Origin of the sequence: Sanguibacteroides justesenii (genome assembly GCF_003204205.1) — a bacterium.
GTDB lineage: Bacteria > Bacteroidota > Bacteroidia > Bacteroidales > Marinifilaceae > Gabonibacter > Gabonibacter massiliensis.
Genome location: NZ_QJPL01000001.1, coordinates 647,915 through 669,695, shown reverse-complemented (window position 1 = coordinate 669,695; position 21,781 = coordinate 647,915). Strand labels below are relative to the sequence as shown.

Genomic DNA, 21,781 nt, shown 5'->3' with positions numbered 1-21,781 from the left:
GGCGTGAGTGGAGCGGAAGAGCTGGGCGGGATGAAGTATCGTCTTCAATACACGGATTTCCAGGAGGTTACTGAGCGGCTCGTTGAGACGAGTGTCACCCGAGGATGGAGATTGACGGAGGTTTACCGGGAGAAGAGTTCCTTGGATGCCGTTTTTGCCGAATTATCAAAGAAGTAATTTTAAAACACGTTTACGATGAAGACAATATTCAAGATAGCGAAAACGGAATTACAAACGTTGTTCTACTCGCCGATCGCCTGGTTGATCCTGATCATATTCACGTTTCAATGTAGTATGACCTTCTCCGGTTTGATTGAAAATTTTGTTCGTCGGGAATCCATGGGGTATGGAAACTGGGCTCTCACGCTTGGACTTTATGGAGGCTGGAGCGGTTTGTTCACGGCCGTTCAGTCTTACCTTTACCTTTACATTCCCTTGTTGACGATGGGTTTGATGAGCCGGGAGCTGGGAAGCGGTTCCATTAAGTTGCTTTACTCCTCGCCGGTAACGAACACGCAGATCATCATGGGAAAATACCTCTCGATGATGGTATACGCTCTTGTTTTAATCGGCGTTTTGACGGTTTACACGATTTACGCCGCTTGCGTTGTAAAGGATTTTGATTTTCCGGTAGTTCTTTCGGGGATGCTCGGTATATACCTTTTGATCTGTGCTTACGCGGCGATCGGTCTGTTTATGTCGAGTTTGACCTCTTACCAGATTGTTGCTGCTGTCGGCACCTTGGCTATCTTAGCAGCTTTGTCTTACGTGAAAGGATTGTGGCAGGAGATCGATTTCGTGCGGGATATTACTTTTTGGTTAGCCATTTCCGGACGTGCCGGGGAGTTTGTAAACGGTTTGATCTGCTCGGAAGACGTGCTTTATTTCTTGATCGTTATCGTTTTATTCCTCTCGATGTCTATCGTTCGTTTGCAATTGCGGCGTCAGAAAGCATCTTGGATGGTAACATGGGGAAAATACGTCGGTATTTGGTGTGTGGCCATGTTTATCGGTTATCTCTCCTCCCGTCCGGCGTTGATGTCGTTTTATGATGCTACGCGGACGAAGACAAACACGTTAACTCCGAACAGCCAGAATATAGTGGCGAGGATGGACGGCAAGTTAAAAATTACCACTTACGTGAATGTTTTGGATGGTTTTGCCTGGTATGGTTTACCTTCCAGCCGGAATTGGGATTTACAACGTTTCAGACAATACCTTCGTTTTAAACCGGATATGGAAATGAACTACGTTTATTATTACGATTCGGTGAATATGGAAGAACTGGACAAGCGATTCCCTAACACGACGATGGAGTGGAAGGCTAAAAAGATGATCGAGAGTTTCGGTCTGGATTCCAACAAGGTATTGACACCGGAACAGATTCGTGAAAAAATCGATTTATCGGGTGAGAAAAACCGTTTTGTTCGTTTGTTGGAACGGGAGAACGGCCAGAAAACCTTCTTGCGGGTGTTCGATGACATGTCGGTTTTCCCTGGTGAGACCGAGATCTCTGCCGCTTTCAAACGTTTGGTGATGAAGTTGCCGAAGGTCGGGTTCTTGACCGGACACGGGGAACGTAACACGGAGCGCGAGGGAGATCGTGATTTCAGTATGTTCACCCAGGATAAACCTTTCCGTCACTCGTTGATCAACCAGGGATTCGATTTCGAAAACCTGACGCTGGATAAAGAGATTCCGGAAGATGTTAATATTTTGGTTATTGCCGAGATGCGTCAACCGATGACGGAGGTAGAAAAAGTGAACTTTGACAAGTATATCGCCCGGGGGGGCAACTTGTTTATTGTCGGAGAACCGAAACGCCAGGAGGTGATGAACCCCGTAATCGAGCAATTCGGAGTGCAGTTCATGCCGGGTATTCTTGTACGCCCGACGGAAAACTTTTAGGCTGATCTTATCGTTGCTACCCCGACAAAAGAGGCTGCTGATTTCTCTTATGTTTACAAACGTATGAAAGCCTGGGGATACGTGGCCACGATGCCGAGTGCCACGGGGTTAGATTATGTAACGGATAAGGGGTATACGGTAACGCCTTTATTTGTCAGCGACACGATCGATTGCTGGAACGAGTTGCAGATGACGAACTTTGTTGACGACACGGCCCGTTTCGATCCTTCTGCGGGAGAGATCCGGAAAACCTTCGTGACGGGTTTGGCTTTGACTCGTAAGATAGGTGACAAGGAGCAGAAAATTATGATCTTCGGTGATGCCGATTGCGTGAGTAACGGCGAATTCAGCCGAAGTCGAAAAGGTATTAAAGCTTCCAACTACATGATTATACAAGGAGCCTTCTTCTGGTTATCGGATGAAGAGGTGCCTATCGACGTGCGTCGTCCTCCTATTCCTGATAATAAAATATACGTGGGAGAAACGGGGGCTTATATTATCAAAATAATGTTTATGGGAGTATTTCCTGTCGTCTTACTTTTCTTTGCTCTATTTATCTGGATCAGGAGAAGAGGAAGATAAATGTCCGGCCTTTTTCGATCCAGAGAACGTGAGGAAGATTGCGAGTGATACTATAAGGGGAACGAATATGATTCGCTCCCCTTTTTACGATAATCGATTGAAAAATGCTTGCTTTTCTTTTGGAAAACTTTCCGGAAAGTAATTCATATTTGCAAAAATTTAAATACTATGGCAACAGTAAAGGTTAAATTACGCAATTCAACGGTCGCAGGAAAAGCCGGAACGGTTTATTATCAATTATCCCATAGGGGGAAAAGTCAGCAAATAACAACTCGGATACATCTGTTTCCTGACGAATGGAATTCGAATACCGGGCAGGTAATCTCTTCTTTTAGAAATGTGGTTCCGATACAAAAACAGATAGATAATGACCTGATGCATTTGAAACATATTATCAAGCTTCTCGATCGTCGGGGTAAGACATACACGGTAAACGATATTGTCAGACGTTATAAAACCGCTAACAGTCCAGTGTCCGTACTGGCTTTCATGCAAATGCAAATCGAATTTTTGCAACGTTGCAATCGGTGGGGAACGGCAAAAAATTATGAACGTACAAAGAATAGTTTTTCCTCGTTTCTCGCCAATATGGATCTGCCTTTTGTGGCTATGACCGAGGAGCTCATCGACGATTACAGTATTTTTCTTGTCAGGCGCGGGATTGTCCGTAACTCCATCTCTTTTTACATGCGTGTTTTGCGGGCGATTTATAACAAGGCGGTCCGGCAACGTATAGTCGAGCAGACCTATCCGTTTCAAAATGTCTATACCGGTGTGGACCAGACGCGTAAACGTGCGGTCGATGAACAAATCATACGCCGGCTTCATAAACTCGATCTGTCATGGAATGCAGCATTGGCATTTGCCCGTGATCTTTTTATATTCAGTTACTGTACGAGGGGTATGGCGTTTGTGGATATTGCCTACCTGCGTAAATCGGATATTCAGAACGATATGATTTGTTATACGCGACATAAAACCGGGCAACTGCTTTGTATTCGGCTTGAACCCAGTATTCGGTCTATTATCGTCCGATACGAGAAAGCGACTGAAAATTCGCCCTATGTTTTCCCGATCTTGACGACGGACGATAGGTCAGTAGCTTACAGACAATACTTGGCTGCATTAAATAATCATAATCGCCTGCTTCATAAATTGTCCGGATTATTATTGGCGGGATGTAAAATCACTTCATACACCTCCCGGCATAGTTGGGCGACTGCCGCTCGCAATTGCAATGTTCCGATATCGGTTATCAGTGCGGGATTGGGACATACGTCCGAGCGAACGACTCAGATTTATTTGACAATGTTGGAAAATTCCATCATAGATTCTGTGAATCAGGGTATTATAGAGATGTTGGATCAGTAGATCTCTATGCAAGAAACATGATATATTACTCGCAAAAATAAAATATTTTCGTCATTGAATCAAAGAAATTACAGCATCTTTTAACTAAAAAAAAACTATCCGATTGTGTAGAATGCTATATAATAGTATTTTATATATATTGTTAAAAAATCGAGATTTAATCATTTAATGTTAATAATAAATAAAATTTAAGATAGGATTATGAATCTGGAGAAATAAAAAATTATAAAATATATAAAAATCAAATCACGTCTTTTATTATTGTTCTAATAGTCAAATATTTAATCTACATAAAGATTTCTTGCATAGAGATCTGCAATTTGTTGTAGCGTATGTTGTCGTAGATAGAATATAGATATGAGAAAATGAAGATGAAAGTCGAAATTAGAACAATTCTGTTTTTATGCATGGCACTCGGAAGTCTATGTGCCAAAAGTCAGAATGTGGCGGTTAAAACGAATCTGCTTTATGATATTGCCGCTTATACTGTGAATGCAGGTGTAGAGGTGGGACTTGCTTCCCGTTGGACCTTGGATGTATCTGCCAACTACAATGGCTGGACACTTTCGCATGAGCGAAAGTGGAAACACTGGCTCGTTCAGCCGGAGGCCCGTTATTGGTTTTGCGACCGATTTGCCGGGCATTTCATGGGAGTACATGCTTTGGGCGGTCAGTATAATATAGGAAGCTTGAAGAATAGTATTTCTTTTCTTGGTACTGATTTTTCGAATCTTTCCGATCGACGTTATCAGGGATGGTTCGTCGGTGCGGGTATTGCTTACGGTTACACGTGGATACTGGGTAAACACTGGAACTTGGAAGCGGAGTTGGGAATAGGTTATATTTATACTCGTTATGACAGTTATCCTTGCGCTACCTGCGGAAAGAAACTTGCGAAGAATAAGTCGCATAATTATGTCGGTCCCACGAAGGCCGCGGTCAATCTGGTATATACGTTTTAATTCATGGGGTTATGGTTGTGGATAAAATAATGAAAATACTTTGCAGCGGCCTGTTGCTTCTGTTTTGTATAATGGAAGCCGGTGCTCAGACGATTATGAATGGAAAGGTAACGGTATCGAATCTTGCTGTTTCTAGTACGGAGGATAAATTATTCGTATCGATGGATATCGATGTTTCGGCTTTGGAAATGAAAAGCAATCGGGAAGTGATATTTACGCCGTTATTAGCCGGAGAGAGAGACAGTTTGCGTCTTTCTTCGGTAGTGGTCGCCGGTCGTAACCGTTACTACTATCACTTGCGTAACGGTTTTTCTTCGGATGATATGGCACTTTATCGTTGCGGAGAAGTTTCGGTTATCGAATATCGTACGGTGATACCCTACGAAAAGTGGATGTCTGCGGCGATGCTTACGATGGAGGAGGGAGAGTGTGGATGTCAATGCGAAGTATTGATGGAAAACGGCGAATTGCTTACCTCGTTAAATCTCGAGCCGGAAAAATTCAAACCGGAGTTTGTCTATATACCTCCGAGGGCAGAAATTAAGATGCGGGAGGAGAAGGGTTCTGCTTATATCGATTTTCCCGTGAACCGGACGGAAATCCATGAAAATTACCGGAATAACCCGGCGGAGTTACAGAAGATCAGAAGCACGATAGATGCCGTACGGAATGATCCGGATATGTGGATTACCGCAATCCGTATCAAGGGGTATGCTTCGCCGGAAGGTTCCTATGCCAACAACACTCGTTTGGCCAAGGGGCGTACGGAAACGCTGATGAGATACGTACAAGGGTTGTATGATTTTGCCGATACGCTCTTGTCGACCGCTTATGAGCCGGAAGATTGGGCAGGATTGGCCCGGTACGTGGAAAGTTCCGACTTGACCAATCGGCAAGGTATTCTGGAACTGATTCGAAGCAATATGGATGCGGATGTCAAAGAAAATAAAATCAAGTTGACTTATCCGGCGGATTATCGTTTTTTGCTGGAAAACGTCTATCCCGGTTTGCGGCATTCCGATTATACGGTGGAATATGTCGTGCGTCCGTACGCGAATGTTGACGAGATAAGAAGTCTTTTGGCTACCACTCCTCAGAAATTGAGTCTTCAGGAGATGTTCCTCGTTACGCGGGAAATGGAGCCGGGTAGTGAAGAGTTTAACGAAGTATTCGAAATTGCGGTGCGGATGTATCCTACCGATTCGACGGCAAACCTTAATGCAGCCAATACGGCGATGGCTATGGGGGATTTGAAAAAGGCAGAGCGTTATCTCCGTAAGGCAGGTAATGCTGCCGAGAGTGTATATGCCCGGGGAGTTTATGCTGCGCTCGCGGGCGATTACGATGCGGCAGAGAAATTTTTCGTTGAAGCCGGAGAGAAAGGTATTGTGAAGGCTGAAACGATGTTAAAACAAATCGAAAAACTGAAAAACGAATCGAGTCAAAAACAACCTCAGCATGATAATAATAAAGCAAATGAAACATTGGAGTAAAATTTTAGCTGTTTTTTTCATAGCCGGATTAATAGCTGGCTGTCACAGCGAAGAGAAAATTCCCGACGAATGGCCTGATGATAAAGGAGAGCGGGAGATGTTGTATATGAATGTTAACGTGGCATTACCGACCAAGACATTGGCGCGCAGTACGACGGGGAATACCGGTCAGGAGGTGGGCCAGGATTATGAGAATCATGTGGCTTCCATTCTTCTGGTGTTGGCCGATACGAAAGATAAATACGTGACACATGGTATTGTAGGCGGACTTCCGGCACAACCCGGAACCCGGGCTACTATAACCGCTACTGCGGCAATCAGTCGAACAGGTATCCAAAGATTGTATGATAACAACGGAATTTTAAAGGATCCGGGCAACAATAAAGTTCACGTGTATGTATTTTGTAATCCCACGCAGGACCTGATAGACGAGTTGTCCGACATGGAAGAAGGCCATGAAGCAGATTGGGCGAACAAGGTTTGCCGTGTGTTACAGAATGATATTGAGGGTAGCGACAAGAATACCACCATTTGGTCTAACGGGTTGTTTCTGATGTCTAATGCGGGAAAGGCCGAGCGGTTGATTCCCAATACGTTCCAAGAGTGGGTGGAGGCATACGCTACCGAAGCGAATCCCTTCAATCTGAGCGGGGATAACGGTGGAAATTACGATAATGCTACGAACGATAGAGGAGCGATCGATGTGGAACGTTCCGTGGCGCGTTTTGATTTCAGGGACGGGAGTGGTACCGGAAAGAATACGTACAACATCGGAAGGACGCCCGAAGGAAAGGAAGACGACGGCTTGCAAGTACAGTTGATCCGCATGGGTTTGGTCAATATGAGCAAAGAGTTTTATTACTTGAGGCGTGTGTCTGCGGACGGGAAGGGAGAGAATGCGGTAATCGGCGGCAAGGAAACCGCTTCCAATTACGTTGTAGATACGGATGCTGAGTTCAAACAAAATGATTTGAACACATCTGAGGTAATCAATAAACTGAAAGATCATTTTAATTTTCGACTGTTTAACAACGATGGCCGTATTGATGCCAGTACACGCAGGCAATGGGACAATTACTGGATCGACGATGTGATTAAGGGACGTGAAGACAATGACGAAGGCTGGACGCCGGAGGCAGGAACTTCGGTCGTGAAGGACTATCGTATCTGGCGTTATGTGACGGAGAATACGATTCCGGGGAATGACGACCACCAGAAAAACGGCATTTCGACGGGGATCGTTTTTAAAGGGAAGCTACTTGCCGGAACCAATCTTGAAACGACGAATGAGCAGCTTTATAAGGCTATCCGGGGCGAATATACTTTGCCTGAAGGTATAAAGGGATACACGTATAACGTGGAAGGCAGCAATGCCGTTTACCCCATTTTGTATACTTTCCAAAATCAGATATACGTGGGATGGAACACCGGGGTGAAGGTGGCAGCACAACAGACTGCTCCGGGACATCCGCTCCATTCGGCAGCGAGGATCGGCGAGGAGAGCGGGCCGGATAAATTATACCAGCAGCTGATAGAGATTTGGGATGAGGGCAAAGGGGATGTGCAAAAAACGGAGGAAGCGCTTGCCGCTTTCCGTAAGGCAGCAACCGAAGCCGGTTTCACTCTTTATCAGGCAAGCAATGATGCGGAGATGGATAAAGACAATCATGCCGGAGTGGGATACTATTTCTACTATTATTACTGGAACCGTCATAACGACAATGGTTTTCCCGGTACGATGGGGACAATGGAATTCGGCGTGGTACGCAATAACGTGTATAAACTGGCAGTAACGGGTATCAGTAAGCTGGGGCATCCCCGTATTACAAGTAACGATCCCGACCCCGTGGATCCCGACGATCCGGATGAAAGCGGTGAGATATACCTGACGGTGTCGGTGGAAGTGTTGCCTTGGACCGTACGTGTCAATAATATCGAATTTTAAAAATGAAAAATAACAGACAGTTTATAATATCACGCTTCATCGGCATGGTGCAGAGCGTTATGTTAGCAACGGCCTTACTTTCGTGCGAACGTATTTATGAAGACCTCGAACCTTGTCAGCATGGTGTGTCTCTGCGATTCGTGTACGATTATAATATGGAGTATGCCAACGCATTTCCGAAAAAGGTGGATTGTCTGACATTGCTTGTGTACGATGGGGAAGGCCGTTACGTGACGAAGCGGGTTGTGACGGGGACCGAGTTACGGGATGAGGCATACCGGATGACCTTGGACTTGGAGGAGGGAGATTACCGTTTCGTGGCGTACGGGGGATTAGCCTGTGAGAAAAGTTCTTTTGAGATGGTATCGGAGCCGGACAAAAGGGCTGTATATGACGATTTGCAGGTAGTGATGGACAGGGAGTGTCTCACGGTGGCCGGAAAAAAGAGGCTGCATGATATGTACTGGGGAGAATTGAGTTTACGGACGGCTGATTCCTACCGGGAAGGTGTGGTGGAGATGATGAAGAATACGAATAACATCAGGATTGTTCTGCAACAAACCAATGGCGATCCGGTAAACGATAAGGATTTCGAATTCGAAATTACGGATGACAATACACTTTTCGGTGTAAATAACGATTTGATCGACAACGGAGTGGTGAGGTATACCCCCTGGGCGCAGGGACAAGCGTCAACGGGGGTGATCGAGGGAGGAAAAGAGGCGATAGTGGCCTACGCGGAGTTTTCGACATCGCGGCTGATGACGAAAAATGCTCCCCGGTTGGTCATCAAAAGGAAGAAGGATGGAACGGAGATTATCGATATCCCTCTCAATAATTACCTGTTGTTATTGAAAAGTGAACTTTATGCCGAGATGGATCCACAGGAGTTTCTCGACCGGGAGAGCGAATGGTCGTTGATTTTTTTCCTTCGCTCGGATTATTCCTGGCTCAGGACTTATATCAAGGTTAATGACTGGACCGTGAGACTCAACGAAACAGAGTTATGAAAATAATAAAATTGTTGGCATATATCATACCGTTTCTCATGTGCCTTATTTTCATGGGATGTAGTTGCGAAGGGATAGAAGAGACACGGGAGGGAGAAGACAGGTTGGTAAATCTGGAAATCGATGTGGCTTTATCCGACGTACCGGTACGGATGCGAAACAGCGAGCCGGCGTCGAACGAAAACGAGAAGATGAAAACGTTGCGCATCGTCGTGGTGCGTCCCGACAATACGGTGGAAGCCAACCGTTTGCTGGAACTCTCATCGGCTGTCGAGACATACGGGAACGTTTTGTTCAGGGTGGTAGGCAAAGAGACCAAACGGATCTATCTTTTTGTCAATGAAGAGACGATGATTCCAACGAAGGAGACCGGGGTATTCCGCAAACTGCTGAAGGAGGATCTTTCGGCGATTTATGTCGGATTGCCCTTTCCGGAGGACAGGTTGGGGGGATTGACGATACAGTTAGACAATAATTCGGAGCAGATTCTCGGACCATTACCCATGAGCGAATGCCACAAGGTAGAGGTTGCGGACAGTGATGCCTATTGTAGGCTTTACGTAACACGGGCTGCCGTTAAATTCTCTTTCCGTATAATCAATCGTACCGGTAGCGATAGAGTATTCACCGGATTGAGTATCGACAAGATGGCTCGCCGGGAGTATTACCTGCCGAAAGATACAAAATATAACGAAAACAAGGAAATTACCGAATATGCCGTTCCCACGATAGGGAGTAACGAGTATTACACGTTTGAACGGAAGGAGAATATAAAATTACCTGTTGGACAGGAGATCACGTTGGACCCGATCTATTTGTTGGAAGGTAAATATACCGATCCGGGCGGAGATCCGAGAAATTACCGGATGTCCATCTCTTTGGACAAGGGGGCGGTGTTGAGCGATTATTTTCCCGATTTGTCATGCCTGCCGCGCAACACGCATGTGGTAGTAAAGATCATTATCAATGACAATCAGGTAAATTGGCAGGTCGATCTCGAACCCTACGGGGAGGTGGTCCTTGAGCCGGATTTCGGATTGTAACAAAGGAAGTATTTAAGAATATGAAACGCAATATCTTATATGGTATTTTGTACATTTTAATCATCGGACTGGCAGCTTGTACCGATGATTTGATAGATGGAGAAGATGAATTTGTGCCGAAGGGTGAAAGTTCCTTAATGGCTACCGTGGAGTTTAAACCGTTGGCTGCGGCTTTGACCGGGAAAGCTAAGACTGCTGGCAATACCATTAAAAGTATTGAAAATCTTTGCGTGCTATTGTATGATTTGGAAGGGAAGTTGATAGAGCAGCGTCTGCTTGCATCCGGACAATTTTCCGTACAAAACGAAAACAGAGAGGGAATCAATATCGCCGAGAGTTCTACGCCCCGGGCCGTGTTTAAATTGACGATACCCTATGGGCGCTATTATATCTATGTCGCTGCCAACATGGGGGATCTCGGTTCTTATGCAGAGAAAATCCAAACGATAGAAGGCCTTAAAAGTATCTCTTTTGATTGGCAAAACAAGGTGGCCGAAAATAACCAGATGTTCGGTCATTTTACCGAGGAAGATGAAATTCATGATGAGGCACCCGTGTTGACTGTCAATAAAAAAAATATGCGGCTACATGCGTGGATACGCCGTGCGGCTTCGAAAGTGACGGTTGCTTACGACGGTACGAACCTTGAAGAAGGGGTTTTTATCTACATTAAATCTGTGCAGATCAGAGATATTCCCGCTCGTTGTTTCCTTGGACAGAAAAATACTCCCGTTAAAACGGACGAACTCATTCGCGAAGGCGAAAGGATAACATATGCCGATCCTAAGAATCAGCCTTACGACGAGACTTGGCCGGTACGTGTCACCAAGGGAAAACCGAAGCACGGAAGCGATCATTCCGAAACTGCCGATGCGCTTTTCTTTTATGAAAACATGCAGGGAGAAGGGAAAAGTAAGCGTCAGGATGCAAACGAGAAAGGAGTGATTGCCTATCCTAACGGGAATCAGGAGGGAGCCGACGGATACAAAGATAATAAGCCTTACGGCACTTATATCGAAGTTCGGGCTTACTATCGTTCCATTAATGAAAAAAGATTGGGAAACGGGGATATCGTGTATCGTTTCATGCTTGGTAAGGATACGGATAAGGACTATGATGCGGAGCGTAATCATCATTATAAATTAACATTGAAATTCAATCATTTTGCTAACGATGTGGATTGGCATATTGATTACGAAGAGGAGATACCGAGTATCCAGGTACCGGAGCCTTATTACATTTCCTATCTCTATAATCACTCCATGTTGTTACCCGTTAAAGTCAACGGCGGTCCTCATGAAGTGACGGAATTATCGGCCAAAATCGATACGAACGCGTGGGCTCCTTATAATGCTCCCCGTTTCGATTACTGGAGAAATATGGATCCGGAGGTGACTTCGAGTGCCCCTTTAAATCAGTGGAACGGCTTCTTGTCTCTCCGCAGGACAACGCAGACCATTCTTGAAGAATCGAAAGTCACATCGAACGAGATGTATTATAAAAACACCAACCGAGGAGAACGGGTGTACAAAGAGGTGACGACAGGCGTGTACGGGTCGGATACGGAGGACGGCCGGTATTACGTGGTGAAAGAACCTGAGGAAAATACGGTGACTTACCGGCTTCCCATGTATACTCGCGCTAAGCAGATGATTGTTAAAACGGGTTACACGGGTAATAATCCCTATGTCGCTTACCAGCGTAAAGCGGTGGTTACGTTCACGGCAACGTTGTCTAACGGAAAAAAAATCGTAAAGCCGGCTACGGTTATGCAGGTACGTCGTGTAGTGAACCCGAAGGGAATATGGCGTAAACACGATAACAAGCGGCCGTTCCACGTCGTGTTGAAACGACTACCGATGGAAAATGCCACGGAATTTCAAACTTTTACTTCAGAAGGAGCGTGGAAGGCTTATATCGTGCGGGGGGATAAACAAACCATCACTTTAGCAAAAGATACGGTGAAGGGCAGCACGGGTACTCCCATCGATTTTCAAATTTATTTTAACGGTTGTGATGAACATGAATCCCGTTGTGCGGTGATTCGAGTGGAGTATCATAACTACAGTTGTTACCATCTGATTTTTGCCCGTCAGGGGTACGCTCCCTTGGCGCTAATAGAGAATGGCAGGAAATGGCATTCGTTTAATATGCGTACGGCCACGCGAGAAGCGGAAGCTCCCACGGAGGAAGGTTCGCTGTTTAAATTCGGAAACTGGGAGCAACCGATCGACGCTACTAATAATAAAAACGATAAGCCGATTTGGATTGACGTATCCGAAAGTGATTTCAAAGATCATAAGGATACTCCATTTCTTATTGCCGGGACAGATACAACTTGCCTTTGGAGCGAAATAACCTCAAAGAATCATTTCGGAAGTTTTTCCGATCCTACTGTAAACGGGAAGAAAGTATCCGTGGCAACTTATAAAGATTATAATGATTTGTGGGATAGCGACGACATTGAACAAGGTTTTGGCGTACTCTACGGTGACGAAGCTACCGAGACCCTCTCCAAAATAGAGGAAGTTTATGGTTATCAGTATAATACGAATCCGAAATTCGGCATGCGCGGGGTTTTCGTGTACAACAAGTCGGAAACGTCAAAAGAGTACGGGGGCAGAAACGTGTTTTTTCCTTTGGGAGCTTCCGGGTACGGCCATCGGAAAGACGGAAAGAACGAAAATGGGAAAGTAGCGGTACTCAGATATGCTTCGGGGCGAAGTGCTCCCTTTCCTACACCTGATGATAAGCCGCTTTTCTATGATCTTTATATGCGACCGGGAGCTATTTATTGGTTAAAACAGAAAGAGAATAATGGAAGGGAAGGTAATGCTATTGGTTGGGATTTTAATTATTTTACTTTCGATTTCAATTTGATAAGCAGTTCTAACATTTTCAACAATAACGAGAGTGTGAATACCAGCGATGCATGTTTTATACGTTGTGTGGAATAGGCGACAGGACTGTCGAATTTATAACGAAATAAAGAAGATATGAAAATTGGAGGCGGAATATTCGTTTTATCGGTGTTGTTTGCCGTTTGTGGAAACGGTGGGACGGCTCAACCTCGTGATACGGCGATCTGCGATAAGATTTTAGGGGATACCTTGTCGTCTCGGGAACTTCCTCTTCCCGAAATCCCTTCGACTCTTCGTAGTGCTCCCGAAAGGGCGGCTTACGTTGTTACGCATTTCTGGGACGATATGGACTTCCGGGATACGCTATGCAGTCGTGATACGGCTTTTATGGAACAGAATTTTGTCAATTTTGTCGCTTTGTTTCCTCATGCCGAATCGACTTCATTGCAGCCGGCTGTCCGGAACCTGATGCGACGAGCCGAAGCCGACCCCGTGGCCTATACGCTTTTAATGGAAATAGCTGAAAAGTATCTTTATGAACCCGTTTCCCCGATGGTGAACGAGGAGTATTTTATCTTTTTTTTAGAGGAAATGGTGCGTACGCCTGTTTTGGGAGAGTACGATAAAATGCGTTCCGTCTATTTGTTGGAAGCGGCAAAGAAAAATCGCCCCGGAATGAAGGCTGCCGATTTTACCTATTTTACCCGGGACGGGAGGCTGCAGACACTTTACGGTACGAAAGGGCGTCGAATACTGTTGATCTTTTATGACCCTGATTGCGACCACTGTAAAAAAATGATGGAGAAGTTGCAAGGAAATGAATTTCTCCGGCAACAAATTCATGCACAACAGTTGACGGTACTCGCTATTTACGCGGATGACGACCGGAAGGCATGGAACCGTACGAAAAACGATTTTCCGACGGAGTGGATTGTCGGATTGGACCGGGGCGATATTCGTGAGCGGGAACTGTATGTCATGTCAGTCATGCCGACGCTTTATCTGCTTGATTGCGACAAGAAAGTGGTTTTGAAAGAGGTGCCGTTGCAGACACTGCTCGGTGTGTTGTCCGATGATTTATATCGATAATTCATAAAGGTATTTCAGAGGATATGGACCAACTTTTTTCAGTATGACATATGCTTTACCGCTGAATGAGCTGACTGATCAGAATTACAGTAATCCGCCAGAAAATTTTATCGGTCAAATTCCGCATTATTTGCAAGAGATCAATAAGACTTTAAAGAGCGGTTTGAAAAAGGCATAATGATTTTGAACGTCTTTATCCCGTAAAAACAAACCTATTAACGGGATTGCGATCCATTAAGTTGGTTAAGAGATTATTTTTAAATCAAACGGTTCTTATAAAAAGGGGCCTCTGCATAGGATTTTTTGCCGATAAATAAGTACTTTTGCCGATCGACAGAAGGAATAGAATGGAATATTTTTTAGAATATTTGGGCGTTGTGACGGGGATTGTATACCTGATATTGGAAATTTTTCAGCATCGGGCGATGTGGGTTGTCGGGTTCCTGACCTCTTTCGTCTATGTATTTGTCTTTTTCTTTTCCAAATTTTACGCGGACATGAGTTTGAATATTTATTATGTTTGCATGAGCGTCTATGGTTTCTGGCAATGGCGGAAAATGGGGAACAGGGGAGAAAAACGAGAGGTCGCTATACTGTATCACCATTTGAATCTGAAAATATTTTTAGGGATTATAGCGGTAACAGGAGTGTTGTACGGGGTTTTATTCCGCGTACTTGCCGATTATACAGATTCTCCTGTTCCGGTCGGTGATGCTTTTACGACGGCGTTGAGCATTACGGCCACGTGGATGCTTGCCCGCCGGATTTTGGAACATTGGTATTTTTGGGTAGTAATTAATTTTGTATCGGTGTATCTCTATTACCAGCGGGAACTTTATCCTACTTGCTTTCTTTTTATATGTTACGGAGTTTTGGCTGTCGTAGGGTGGGTCAATTGGAAGAAAAAGGGAATCTTATATGATGGAAAATTATAAATGTGTAGTTGTCGCTAATGGTTTGTTTCCTTCCGGAGAGTTAGCGTTGAGAATATTGAATCAGGCGGAGTATATCATTGCATGTGATGGAGCTGTAGTTCACCTGGAACAACACGGAATTGTTCCGGACGTTATTGTGGGGGATTTAGACAGTTTACCGGAAGAGTTGTGTACTCGTTACGCGAATCGTTTGTATCAGTTGAGGGAGCAGGAGACCAATGATTTGACAAAAGCCGTTCGTTATGCCGGGGAAAAAGGAATTCGTGAGGTGCTGATACTGGGAGCCACGGGGTTACGTGAAGATCATACATTAGGAAATATCTCGCTGTTACTACAATATGCTCCCGATTTCGCCCGGATTGAAATGTTATCTGATTATGGTTTGTTTACGCCGCTCTTGAAAGATGCGACCTTGTCATGTCGGCCCGGGCAACAGGTTTCGCTCTTTTCTTTGTATCCTCACGGGATGGTTTCGACCTTCGGTTTGCGTTATCCTATCCGGAAACGGAGGTTTTTATATTGGTGGGAAGCCACCCTGAACGAAGCTTTAGGGAAGACCTTTTCCGTTGTATTGGAAGAAGGGGCTAAGGTTATCGTTTATCGTCAAATGTGACTATAGATTCGTTTCGAATGAAGTAGTAATATTTGTTTTATGTGATTAATAGTCTTCCTTTTCTTCTTGCTTGACAGGTTCTTTTGTTTCCGGTAACGGATTGTTAAATATATCGTGTTTATCTTTAGGCTGAAGGTACTTTAACCATTGAAAGCCTTTTAGCCGAGCTTCCTCGGGATCAACAAGGAACAAGGGATTCAGTTCTCCTTCCGGCTTGTTTATAAAGATAATATCCGTTACCTTTCGGTTTTTTATTTCGATACGTATGTTTGAACTCGTGGCCCGGTTCATTCCTATAATGGCTCCTTTGTCGTCCGGATAGTAAATACTCTCTCCGTTTCCATCCACGAACACTCTATAAAGTTCGTTATCTTTAAAATAACCGGTCATGTTCCTACCCTTGAGCTGATCGAACATTTCGGTTTCCTCCCTTCGGGCTATCATCATAGCCTGATTTTTCAGGTAAAACTCTTTTACGGTTCCTTTTCCGGTAAGAATAGATATAATTTCTCCCGTCATTTGATTACCAGAGGCCCATATTACCGGACGCTTATAAATGGAGATCATAGAATCGACCGTTAAGTAGACCACGGAATCGCCTACTCCTTGTAGGTCTTTACTATAAAACCGGACCTTGTAGTAAGCTTTTAAAATATTATTGCCTAATGTATCCTTGTTTAAAAAAAGGGTATCGCCGTGTAAAAATAAAGAGTCTTGTTTTCCCGCGAGAATCAATAAAGCGCGATCGGTAACGAAAGCGTTGTTACTTTTTTGGTTAACCATTCCATAATTTCCTTTTACAATGACATCATTGACCGTATCGGTAAGTACTACATCGTCTATTAAAAGAGCTTCTTGCGTAATACTGTCGATGACCATGGTCTTGGCTGTTCCTCCATAAGTTAGGTAAGTGATATGATTATTTTTGTAAAGTTCGGCATGTCCTGTCAACGTGTTGTACCATCCATCCTCTGAATATAAAGTAGTACCCTCTTCGCCTTTTCCGTATATATTCGTAGGACCTAATATGGAGACCACTTTCGTCTCTGTTTGGTATTTTAGGGTATCCGAGTGGATAATATAGTCGGGAGCATCTACTCGTACACTATCTTTAAAGTACGCTAATTTGGTCTTGGTAAAGTAGTTTCCTAATTTGCTGGTTAGAACCGTTACGCTGTCTTTTATTTGTCCGCCATTAAAATAATAACCTATTTCAAACAAACCGTCGTAATCTAAAAAGTTGGTTGTTAAGGTGATCTTAGGATCTCTTAAAGAAACATTGTTTCTGATTTTCACCATTTTCGTGTTGCCGTCGTAATGCATGTAATCACCTGCCAAGTGTATGCTATCGTTCTGTCTGGCTCTAACATGTCCGAAAGCTTCAATATAGTTACTGTCCGGATATTGGTAAAGGCTGTCGCACCACATAAGCATATTTTCATGAGTCATATGAACATTGCCGATAAATTTATTTATTTTTTTCAGGTTGTCGATCTTAAGATTATCAGCATGTTTTATGTCGATCTTTGCCGGTTTTTTGTTTTGTGCGGAAATATTCCCAATCAATCCTCCAAGACAGATACACCATATAATTCCCCAGATACGTAGCATTTTGTTTACGATTATATTGATTAAAACGTGGCCTACTCTTTTAGGAATTTATTTGATCCAGCCGTCAAAATTAAACTTGGCATTCTTGTATTCGTCGTCAATATGTATATAAGTACTTTCTTGCTTTTCTTTTATCCATTTCTGAAAAGCCTTTTGTCGTTTCTCTATTAATAAATTATTCTCGAAGAAACTCCAGTCGTCTTGAAGATTGGCTTTGTGGGTAGGGTAGTAAGCCTTGATTTTTATAATTTTATACTCTTCGATAGGACCGGATTGATCCCAGAAAGGCTCTGAAATTTCTCCTACTTGAAGGTTTTTTACCTGTTTGGCCATTTCCCCTTTAATTATCTCCAAAGGGAGTTTGGGGTTGGCGTCTTCATCTACGATTAACCCGTAATTATTTCTCGTGTTTTTATCATCGGAACGCATTTCAGCCACGTACTCGAAAGGCACGCTGTCTCTTTGGATATATTTCACGATGGAATCCATTCTCTGTATGGCTTCTTGCCGTTGGCTGTCTTCTATACGCGGACGTAACAAAATGTGACGTACGTTTACTTTATCTCCCTGTCTGTCGATTCCCTGAATGAGATGGAATCCATATTCTGTTTCTACGATTTTAGAAAGTTTTCCCGGTTTTAAGGCAAAAGCCGCTTCCGCGAATTCGGGGGCTAATTGGCTTTTAGCTATATATCCTAACTCTCCTCCCTTGGAAGCAGACACGGGATCTTGCGAATAGAGTCCGGCCAAAACAGTAAAAGATTGTTTGCCGCTTAAAACTTCATCCCTGAATTCTCTCAATTGGTTTCTGATCCTCTCTTTTTCCGAATCGCTGATTTTTGGACGAATCACGATTTGTTGAATTTCGTATTGAGCTCCTACGTCTCTTATACTGTCTTTATTTAATTTTTTATAGTAGTAACGAACTTCAGAAGGAGTGACTCTCACGTCTTTTACGATTTTTTGTTGCATTTCCGAGGTAATTGCTCCCTCTTTTACAACGGTTCGCATTTCGTTTTTAAGTTCTTCTATCGATTTACCGAAATAACTCTCCATTCTTGCCTGAGAACCGATTTGATTAATATAACTATCTATTCTGGCATTTAACTCTCTTTCCACATCTTCGTCCGTCACAACGACACTGTCTACTTTCGCTTGTGCCAACAACAATTTGTTTACCAGGAGTTGTTCCAATACCTGAGTTTTATAATCGATTTGGGGATCGAGTATATTTTCACTTCTTAGGTGTATCAGCTGATTTTCGATTTCCGATTTTAATATGATCTCTTCTCCCACGACAGCCACAATTTTGTCTATAACATTATTTTGTGCTGAGGCATAGCTTATTAAGAATGATAACGTAAGTAGTACTAAATATCTCATAATTTATTTGTAAAGTTATTTCAATAAAAACGCTCTAAACTAATACTTTTTCTTCAAAAACACGGAATAATCTCTCGATTTTCTACGATTTCAATATATTTTGACGTAATTTTTTTCTATTCCCTCTTCGTTGATCTGTTTTTCCAAATTATCTTCGAAGTTCATTTTTTTCTTGTTCCGTAAAATAATTTCAATTTCCTGTTTCACGTAATCTGCCGGGGCTGTATCGTGTTCATTTAAGATCTCCTTGATTCTCAAGAAAAAGTAATTTTCATCATCTTCTATCTCAAGGTATTCTTTATTCTTGTATTTCTTTTCCCAATCTTCTTGAGTGATGGGTAGAATATTTAATAAATATCTTAATTCTATCCATTTATCATTGAAATTATCGTACTTTTTAGCATTGGTGATACAATACTCTTCTAAAGCCGCCTGATCGTTTGCTTCATTGGAGCGGATCCATTTTCGAACATTATTGATGTTAGATGCCGATTTCGGGATGATAATCAATTGAGCTCTGACGACGGGAGTTCTCAATACGAAGTTATATTTGTTTTTTTCATAATATTCGTCTATTTCTGCTTGACGGATTTGAGCCTCTAATTTTTGGGATATCAGTTTTTCCTTGTATTTATAAATTAGGATAGAGGAAGAGTATTCTTCTACCTGTTTGCGGATGTCTTTTTCTTTATCGGAAAGATTTTGCAGGGCCTTATTTAATAATAGCTCTTTTGTGATCCATTTTCTCACGTATTTTTGTGCTATCAAAGTACTGTCTGTTTTGGAGGTACCCGGAGGGATTATTTCATTTACTTCGGATAGAAGCAGGTATTTATCCAATACTTTGGCTACCGGTACATCGTTCGGATCGATTTTATTACCGCATCCGCTGAGGAGTAGAGTGAACAAGACAAGTATAATTATCGATTTCATGTTGTTGTTAAATAGTTGGGCGAAAATAGTAAAAAACCGTTTTAAATAGATCTTTTCGCGGATGAAAGTTGAAAATAGGAGTAGTAATTTTTTAGAAACGACTTATTTTGTACGTTTGTAGGGAAATCAGCTAAAAGATGGTAAAGATCGATGATATATTGAAAAAGTATTGGGGATACGATGAATTCCGTTCTCTCCAAAGAGAGATTATTTTGTCTGTTTTAGAGGGTAAAGATACACTTGCTTTAATGCCTACCGGAGGAGGGAAGTCTTTGACCTATCAGGTGGCGGGAATGGTTCTTGACGGCATTTGCTTGGTCGTGACGCCGTTAATCGCTTTAATGAAAGATCAGGTAGAAGATTTGAGGCGTAGGGATATTGCCGCTGAGGCCATACATACGGGAATGGATGCGGATGAAATCGCATCCGTGATCAACAAATGCATTTATAAAGGGGTTAAATTCCTGTATGTCTCTCCGGAACGTTTGACTTCCGGGCAATTTCGGTTGAAGCTGAAAGAGATGCCTTTGTCTTTGATAGCCGTGGACGAGGCTCACTGTATCTCTCAATGGGGATACGATTTCCGGCCTTCTTATTTGCGTATAGCCGAGATTCGTGATTTTTTTCCTGGTGTTGCGGTATTGGCGCTAACGGCGACGGCTACTCCTGAAGTCGTTAAGGATATACAGGAACAATTAAAATTTAAGGCGGCTCACGTGTTGTCAAAAAGTTTCCGTCGGGATAACTTATCTTATGTCGTCCGGAAAGTGGAAGATAAAGCCGGAGAGTTACGGATGATTCTTTCCCGGGTGAATGCTCCGGCTATTGTCTATGTACGTAAACGTAAGAAAGCGGAGGAGTTGGCTGACTTTTTGCGGAAAGCGGGTATACGCGCGGATCATTATCATGCCGGGATGTCGGCTGTGCAACGAGAAAAAAGACAGGAGGCATGGAAAACGGGAGAAGTTCCTGTCATCGTTGCGACAAATGCTTTTGGTATGGGTATCGATAAGGCGGATGTCAGAGTGGTTGTGCATTATGATATTCCGGATACTCCGGAATCTTATTTTCAGGAGGCCGGACGTGCCGGAAGAGACGGACAGCGGGCATATGCCGTTTTATTATACAATACTGCTTCTTTAACGGCTTTAAAAAATCGCGTAGAGAAAGAGTTTCCGGAAAAAGATTACGTGAAGCGGGTCTATGAAGCTTTGGGGAATCATTTCCAATTGGGAGAAGGAGAGGGGGCTGGACGAGTATTCGAATTCGATCCGGACTCTTTTGCTTCTTGTTTCGAGCTGGATCAGGTGAAAGTACTTTCGGCTATCGGTATATTGAGTGTGGCGGGGTATATGGAATGTACGACAGATATCAACTCTCGTTCCAGAGTTAGGTTTCTGTTGTTACGCGATCAGTTATACGACGTGGATTTGGGAGATGAGTTGTCGGAGCGTCTGATGGTTGTGTTGATGCGGAGTTATGCCGGTATATTCGTGCAGGACGTGTACGTGGATGAAGAGTATATCGCGGGGGAACTGAATGTGGACAGGTATAGACTCTATCACGCTTTTGTCGTTTTGGCCAAACAAAAGATTCTTCGTTATGTTCCGGGAAACAGCAGACCCTATATCTTGTATCATCAGCCTCGCTTACCCTTGTCTTATTTGTCGATCGGCCGCGAAGCGTATGAATGGAGGAAACAGGCCTACCAGAAGAAAGTGGGAGCCATGGTAGGGTATATCGAGTTGGGAGAGACTTGTCGGCAATTGTATTTGATGGCTTATTTCGGACAAAAAGAGTATAAAGGGTGCGGGATATGCGACGTATGCATAGATAGAAGAAAAGCTTCCGTAAAATTGGGAAAGGAGAGGATCGATCAGGAAATCCTTGCAGAACTTGCTAAAGGAGATATGGATATAAAAGAATTGGTTTGTTCCGTACCCGGCGATCGGGATGCGGTGATCGCCCGAATCCGTTTTTTATTGGATGAGGATCTTATTCATTATGTTACGCGTACCCGGCTGGGATTAAAAAGGTAAAGC

17 protein-coding genes are annotated in these 21,781 nt (G+C 43.5%); 14 read left to right on the top strand and 3 right to left on the bottom strand.

Features of this window, described 5'->3' with window-relative positions:
• Nucleotides 1–195: 195 nt before the first annotated feature.
• From DMB45_RS02975 to DMB45_RS02925, 13 genes are all read left to right on the top strand, one after another.
• Nucleotides 196–1,908 carry a Gldg family protein gene (locus DMB45_RS02975; RefSeq protein ID WP_317046860.1) on the top strand — a complete coding sequence of 571 codons (1,713 nt, stop codon included), beginning with the start codon at nucleotides 196–198 and terminating at the stop codon, nucleotides 1,906–1,908.
• A gap of 63 nt (nucleotides 1,909–1,971) precedes the next feature.
• Nucleotides 1,972–2,490, top strand: coding sequence for a hypothetical protein (locus DMB45_RS15030; RefSeq protein WP_317046859.1), 519 nt, complete (start codon nucleotides 1,972–1,974; stop codon nucleotides 2,488–2,490).
• A 168-nt stretch (nucleotides 2,491–2,658) separates the two neighbouring features.
• Nucleotides 2,659–3,861, top strand: coding sequence for a site-specific integrase (locus tag DMB45_RS02970; protein ID WP_041503573.1), 1,203 nt, complete (start codon nucleotides 2,659–2,661; stop codon nucleotides 3,859–3,861).
• Between the two features lie 371 nt (nucleotides 3,862–4,232).
• Nucleotides 4,233–4,823 carry a DUF3575 domain-containing protein gene (locus DMB45_RS02965; protein WP_110688432.1) on the top strand — a complete coding sequence of 197 codons (591 nt, stop codon included), beginning with the start codon at nucleotides 4,233–4,235 and terminating at the stop codon, nucleotides 4,821–4,823.
• 29 nt (nucleotides 4,824–4,852) lie between these two features.
• A complete protein-coding gene (locus tag DMB45_RS02960) occupies nucleotides 4,853–6,316 on the top strand; it encodes a DUF3868 domain-containing protein (protein ID WP_237143270.1) in 1,464 nt (487 codons plus the stop codon).
• Complete coding sequence (locus DMB45_RS02955; protein ID WP_181416481.1) at nucleotides 6,300–8,261, top strand: Mfa1 family fimbria major subunit; 1,962 nt, start codon at nucleotides 6,300–6,302, stop codon at nucleotides 8,259–8,261. Before DMB45_RS02960 ends, DMB45_RS02955 begins: the two co-directional genes overlap by 17 nt.
• Nucleotides 8,262–8,263: 2 nt before the next feature.
• Nucleotides 8,264–9,271 (top strand): FimB/Mfa2 family fimbrial subunit, encoded by a 1,008-nt coding sequence (locus DMB45_RS02950; RefSeq protein ID WP_041503575.1) that lies wholly within the window; start codon nucleotides 8,264–8,266, stop codon nucleotides 9,269–9,271.
• The gene (locus tag DMB45_RS02945; protein WP_052634632.1) at nucleotides 9,268–10,314 is read left to right on the top strand and encodes a hypothetical protein; all 1,047 of its coding nucleotides are present in this window, start codon (nucleotides 9,268–9,270) and stop codon (nucleotides 10,312–10,314) included. Before DMB45_RS02950 ends, DMB45_RS02945 begins: the two co-directional genes overlap by 4 nt.
• A gap of 20 nt (nucleotides 10,315–10,334) precedes the next feature.
• Nucleotides 10,335–13,271, top strand: a complete 2,937-nt coding sequence (locus DMB45_RS02940) for a DUF4906 domain-containing protein (protein WP_110688415.1) — start codon at nucleotides 10,335–10,337, stop codon at nucleotides 13,269–13,271.
• Between the two features lie 39 nt (nucleotides 13,272–13,310).
• Nucleotides 13,311–14,264: a DUF5106 domain-containing protein gene (locus tag DMB45_RS02935; protein WP_110688414.1), complete on the top strand. Its 954-nt coding sequence runs from the start codon at nucleotides 13,311–13,313 to the stop codon at nucleotides 14,262–14,264.
• A 43-nt stretch (nucleotides 14,265–14,307) separates the two neighbouring features.
• Nucleotides 14,308–14,442 (top strand): hypothetical protein, encoded by a 135-nt coding sequence (locus tag DMB45_RS14985; protein ID WP_262509234.1) that lies wholly within the window; start codon nucleotides 14,308–14,310, stop codon nucleotides 14,440–14,442.
• A 169-nt stretch (nucleotides 14,443–14,611) separates the two neighbouring features.
• Nucleotides 14,612–15,199 carry a nicotinamide riboside transporter PnuC gene (gene pnuC, locus DMB45_RS02930; RefSeq protein WP_041503576.1) on the top strand — a complete coding sequence of 196 codons (588 nt, stop codon included), beginning with the start codon at nucleotides 14,612–14,614 and terminating at the stop codon, nucleotides 15,197–15,199.
• A complete protein-coding gene (locus tag DMB45_RS02925; RefSeq protein ID WP_041503577.1) occupies nucleotides 15,183–15,812 on the top strand; it encodes a thiamine diphosphokinase in 630 nt (209 codons plus the stop codon). The genes pnuC and DMB45_RS02925 overlap by 17 nt, the downstream gene beginning before the upstream one ends.
• 45 nt (nucleotides 15,813–15,857) lie before the next feature.
• Here DMB45_RS02925 and DMB45_RS02920 read toward each other — a convergent pair whose 3' ends face one another.
• From DMB45_RS02920 to DMB45_RS02910, 3 genes are all read right to left on the bottom strand, one after another.
• Nucleotides 15,858–17,423: an OstA-like protein gene (locus tag DMB45_RS02920; protein WP_041503578.1), complete on the bottom strand. Its 1,566-nt coding sequence runs from the start codon at nucleotides 17,421–17,423 to the stop codon at nucleotides 15,858–15,860.
• A gap of 48 nt (nucleotides 17,424–17,471) precedes the next feature.
• The gene (locus DMB45_RS02915) at nucleotides 17,472–18,806 is read right to left on the bottom strand and encodes a peptidylprolyl isomerase (protein WP_041503579.1); all 1,335 of its coding nucleotides are present in this window, start codon (nucleotides 18,804–18,806) and stop codon (nucleotides 17,472–17,474) included.
• A gap of 90 nt (nucleotides 18,807–18,896) precedes the next feature.
• Nucleotides 18,897–19,739, bottom strand: coding sequence for a peptidylprolyl isomerase (locus DMB45_RS02910; RefSeq protein WP_041503580.1), 843 nt, complete (start codon nucleotides 19,737–19,739; stop codon nucleotides 18,897–18,899).
• A 137-nt stretch (nucleotides 19,740–19,876) separates the two neighbouring features.
• Between DMB45_RS02910 and DMB45_RS02905 the strand changes: the two genes are divergently transcribed.
• Nucleotides 19,877–21,778: a RecQ family ATP-dependent DNA helicase gene (locus DMB45_RS02905; protein ID WP_041504884.1), complete on the top strand. Its 1,902-nt coding sequence runs from the start codon at nucleotides 19,877–19,879 to the stop codon at nucleotides 21,776–21,778.
• Nucleotides 21,779–21,781 lie beyond the last annotated feature (3 nt).

Coding starts and splice junctions, on each gene's coding strand:
- DMB45_RS02975 (WP_317046860.1), top strand. CDS start 196: ATGAAGACAATATTCAAGATAGCGAAAACGGAATTACAAACGTTGTTC.
- DMB45_RS15030 (WP_317046859.1), top strand. CDS start 1,972: ATGAAAGCCTGGGGATACGTGGCCACGATGCCGAGTGCCACGGGGTTA.
- DMB45_RS02970 (WP_041503573.1), top strand. CDS start 2,659: ATGGCAACAGTAAAGGTTAAATTACGCAATTCAACGGTCGCAGGAAAA.
- DMB45_RS02965 (WP_110688432.1), top strand. CDS start 4,233: ATGAAAGTCGAAATTAGAACAATTCTGTTTTTATGCATGGCACTCGGA.
- DMB45_RS02960 (WP_237143270.1), top strand. CDS start 4,853: ATGAAAATACTTTGCAGCGGCCTGTTGCTTCTGTTTTGTATAATGGAA.
- DMB45_RS02955 (WP_181416481.1), top strand. CDS start 6,300: ATGAAACATTGGAGTAAAATTTTAGCTGTTTTTTTCATAGCCGGATTA.
- DMB45_RS02950 (WP_041503575.1), top strand. CDS start 8,264: ATGAAAAATAACAGACAGTTTATAATATCACGCTTCATCGGCATGGTG.
- DMB45_RS02945 (WP_052634632.1), top strand. CDS start 9,268: ATGAAAATAATAAAATTGTTGGCATATATCATACCGTTTCTCATGTGC.
- DMB45_RS02940 (WP_110688415.1), top strand. CDS start 10,335: ATGAAACGCAATATCTTATATGGTATTTTGTACATTTTAATCATCGGA.
- DMB45_RS02935 (WP_110688414.1), top strand. CDS start 13,311: ATGAAAATTGGAGGCGGAATATTCGTTTTATCGGTGTTGTTTGCCGTT.
- DMB45_RS14985 (WP_262509234.1), top strand. CDS start 14,308: ATGACATATGCTTTACCGCTGAATGAGCTGACTGATCAGAATTACAGT.
- pnuC (WP_041503576.1), top strand. CDS start 14,612: ATGGAATATTTTTTAGAATATTTGGGCGTTGTGACGGGGATTGTATAC.
- DMB45_RS02925 (WP_041503577.1), top strand. CDS start 15,183: ATGATGGAAAATTATAAATGTGTAGTTGTCGCTAATGGTTTGTTTCCT.
- DMB45_RS02920 (WP_041503578.1), bottom strand. CDS start 17,423: ATGCTACGTATCTGGGGAATTATATGGTGTATCTGTCTTGGAGGATTG.
- DMB45_RS02915 (WP_041503579.1), bottom strand. CDS start 18,806: ATGAGATATTTAGTACTACTTACGTTATCATTCTTAATAAGCTATGCC.
- DMB45_RS02910 (WP_041503580.1), bottom strand. CDS start 19,739: ATGAAATCGATAATTATACTTGTCTTGTTCACTCTACTCCTCAGCGGA.
- DMB45_RS02905 (WP_041504884.1), top strand. CDS start 19,877: ATGGTAAAGATCGATGATATATTGAAAAAGTATTGGGGATACGATGAA.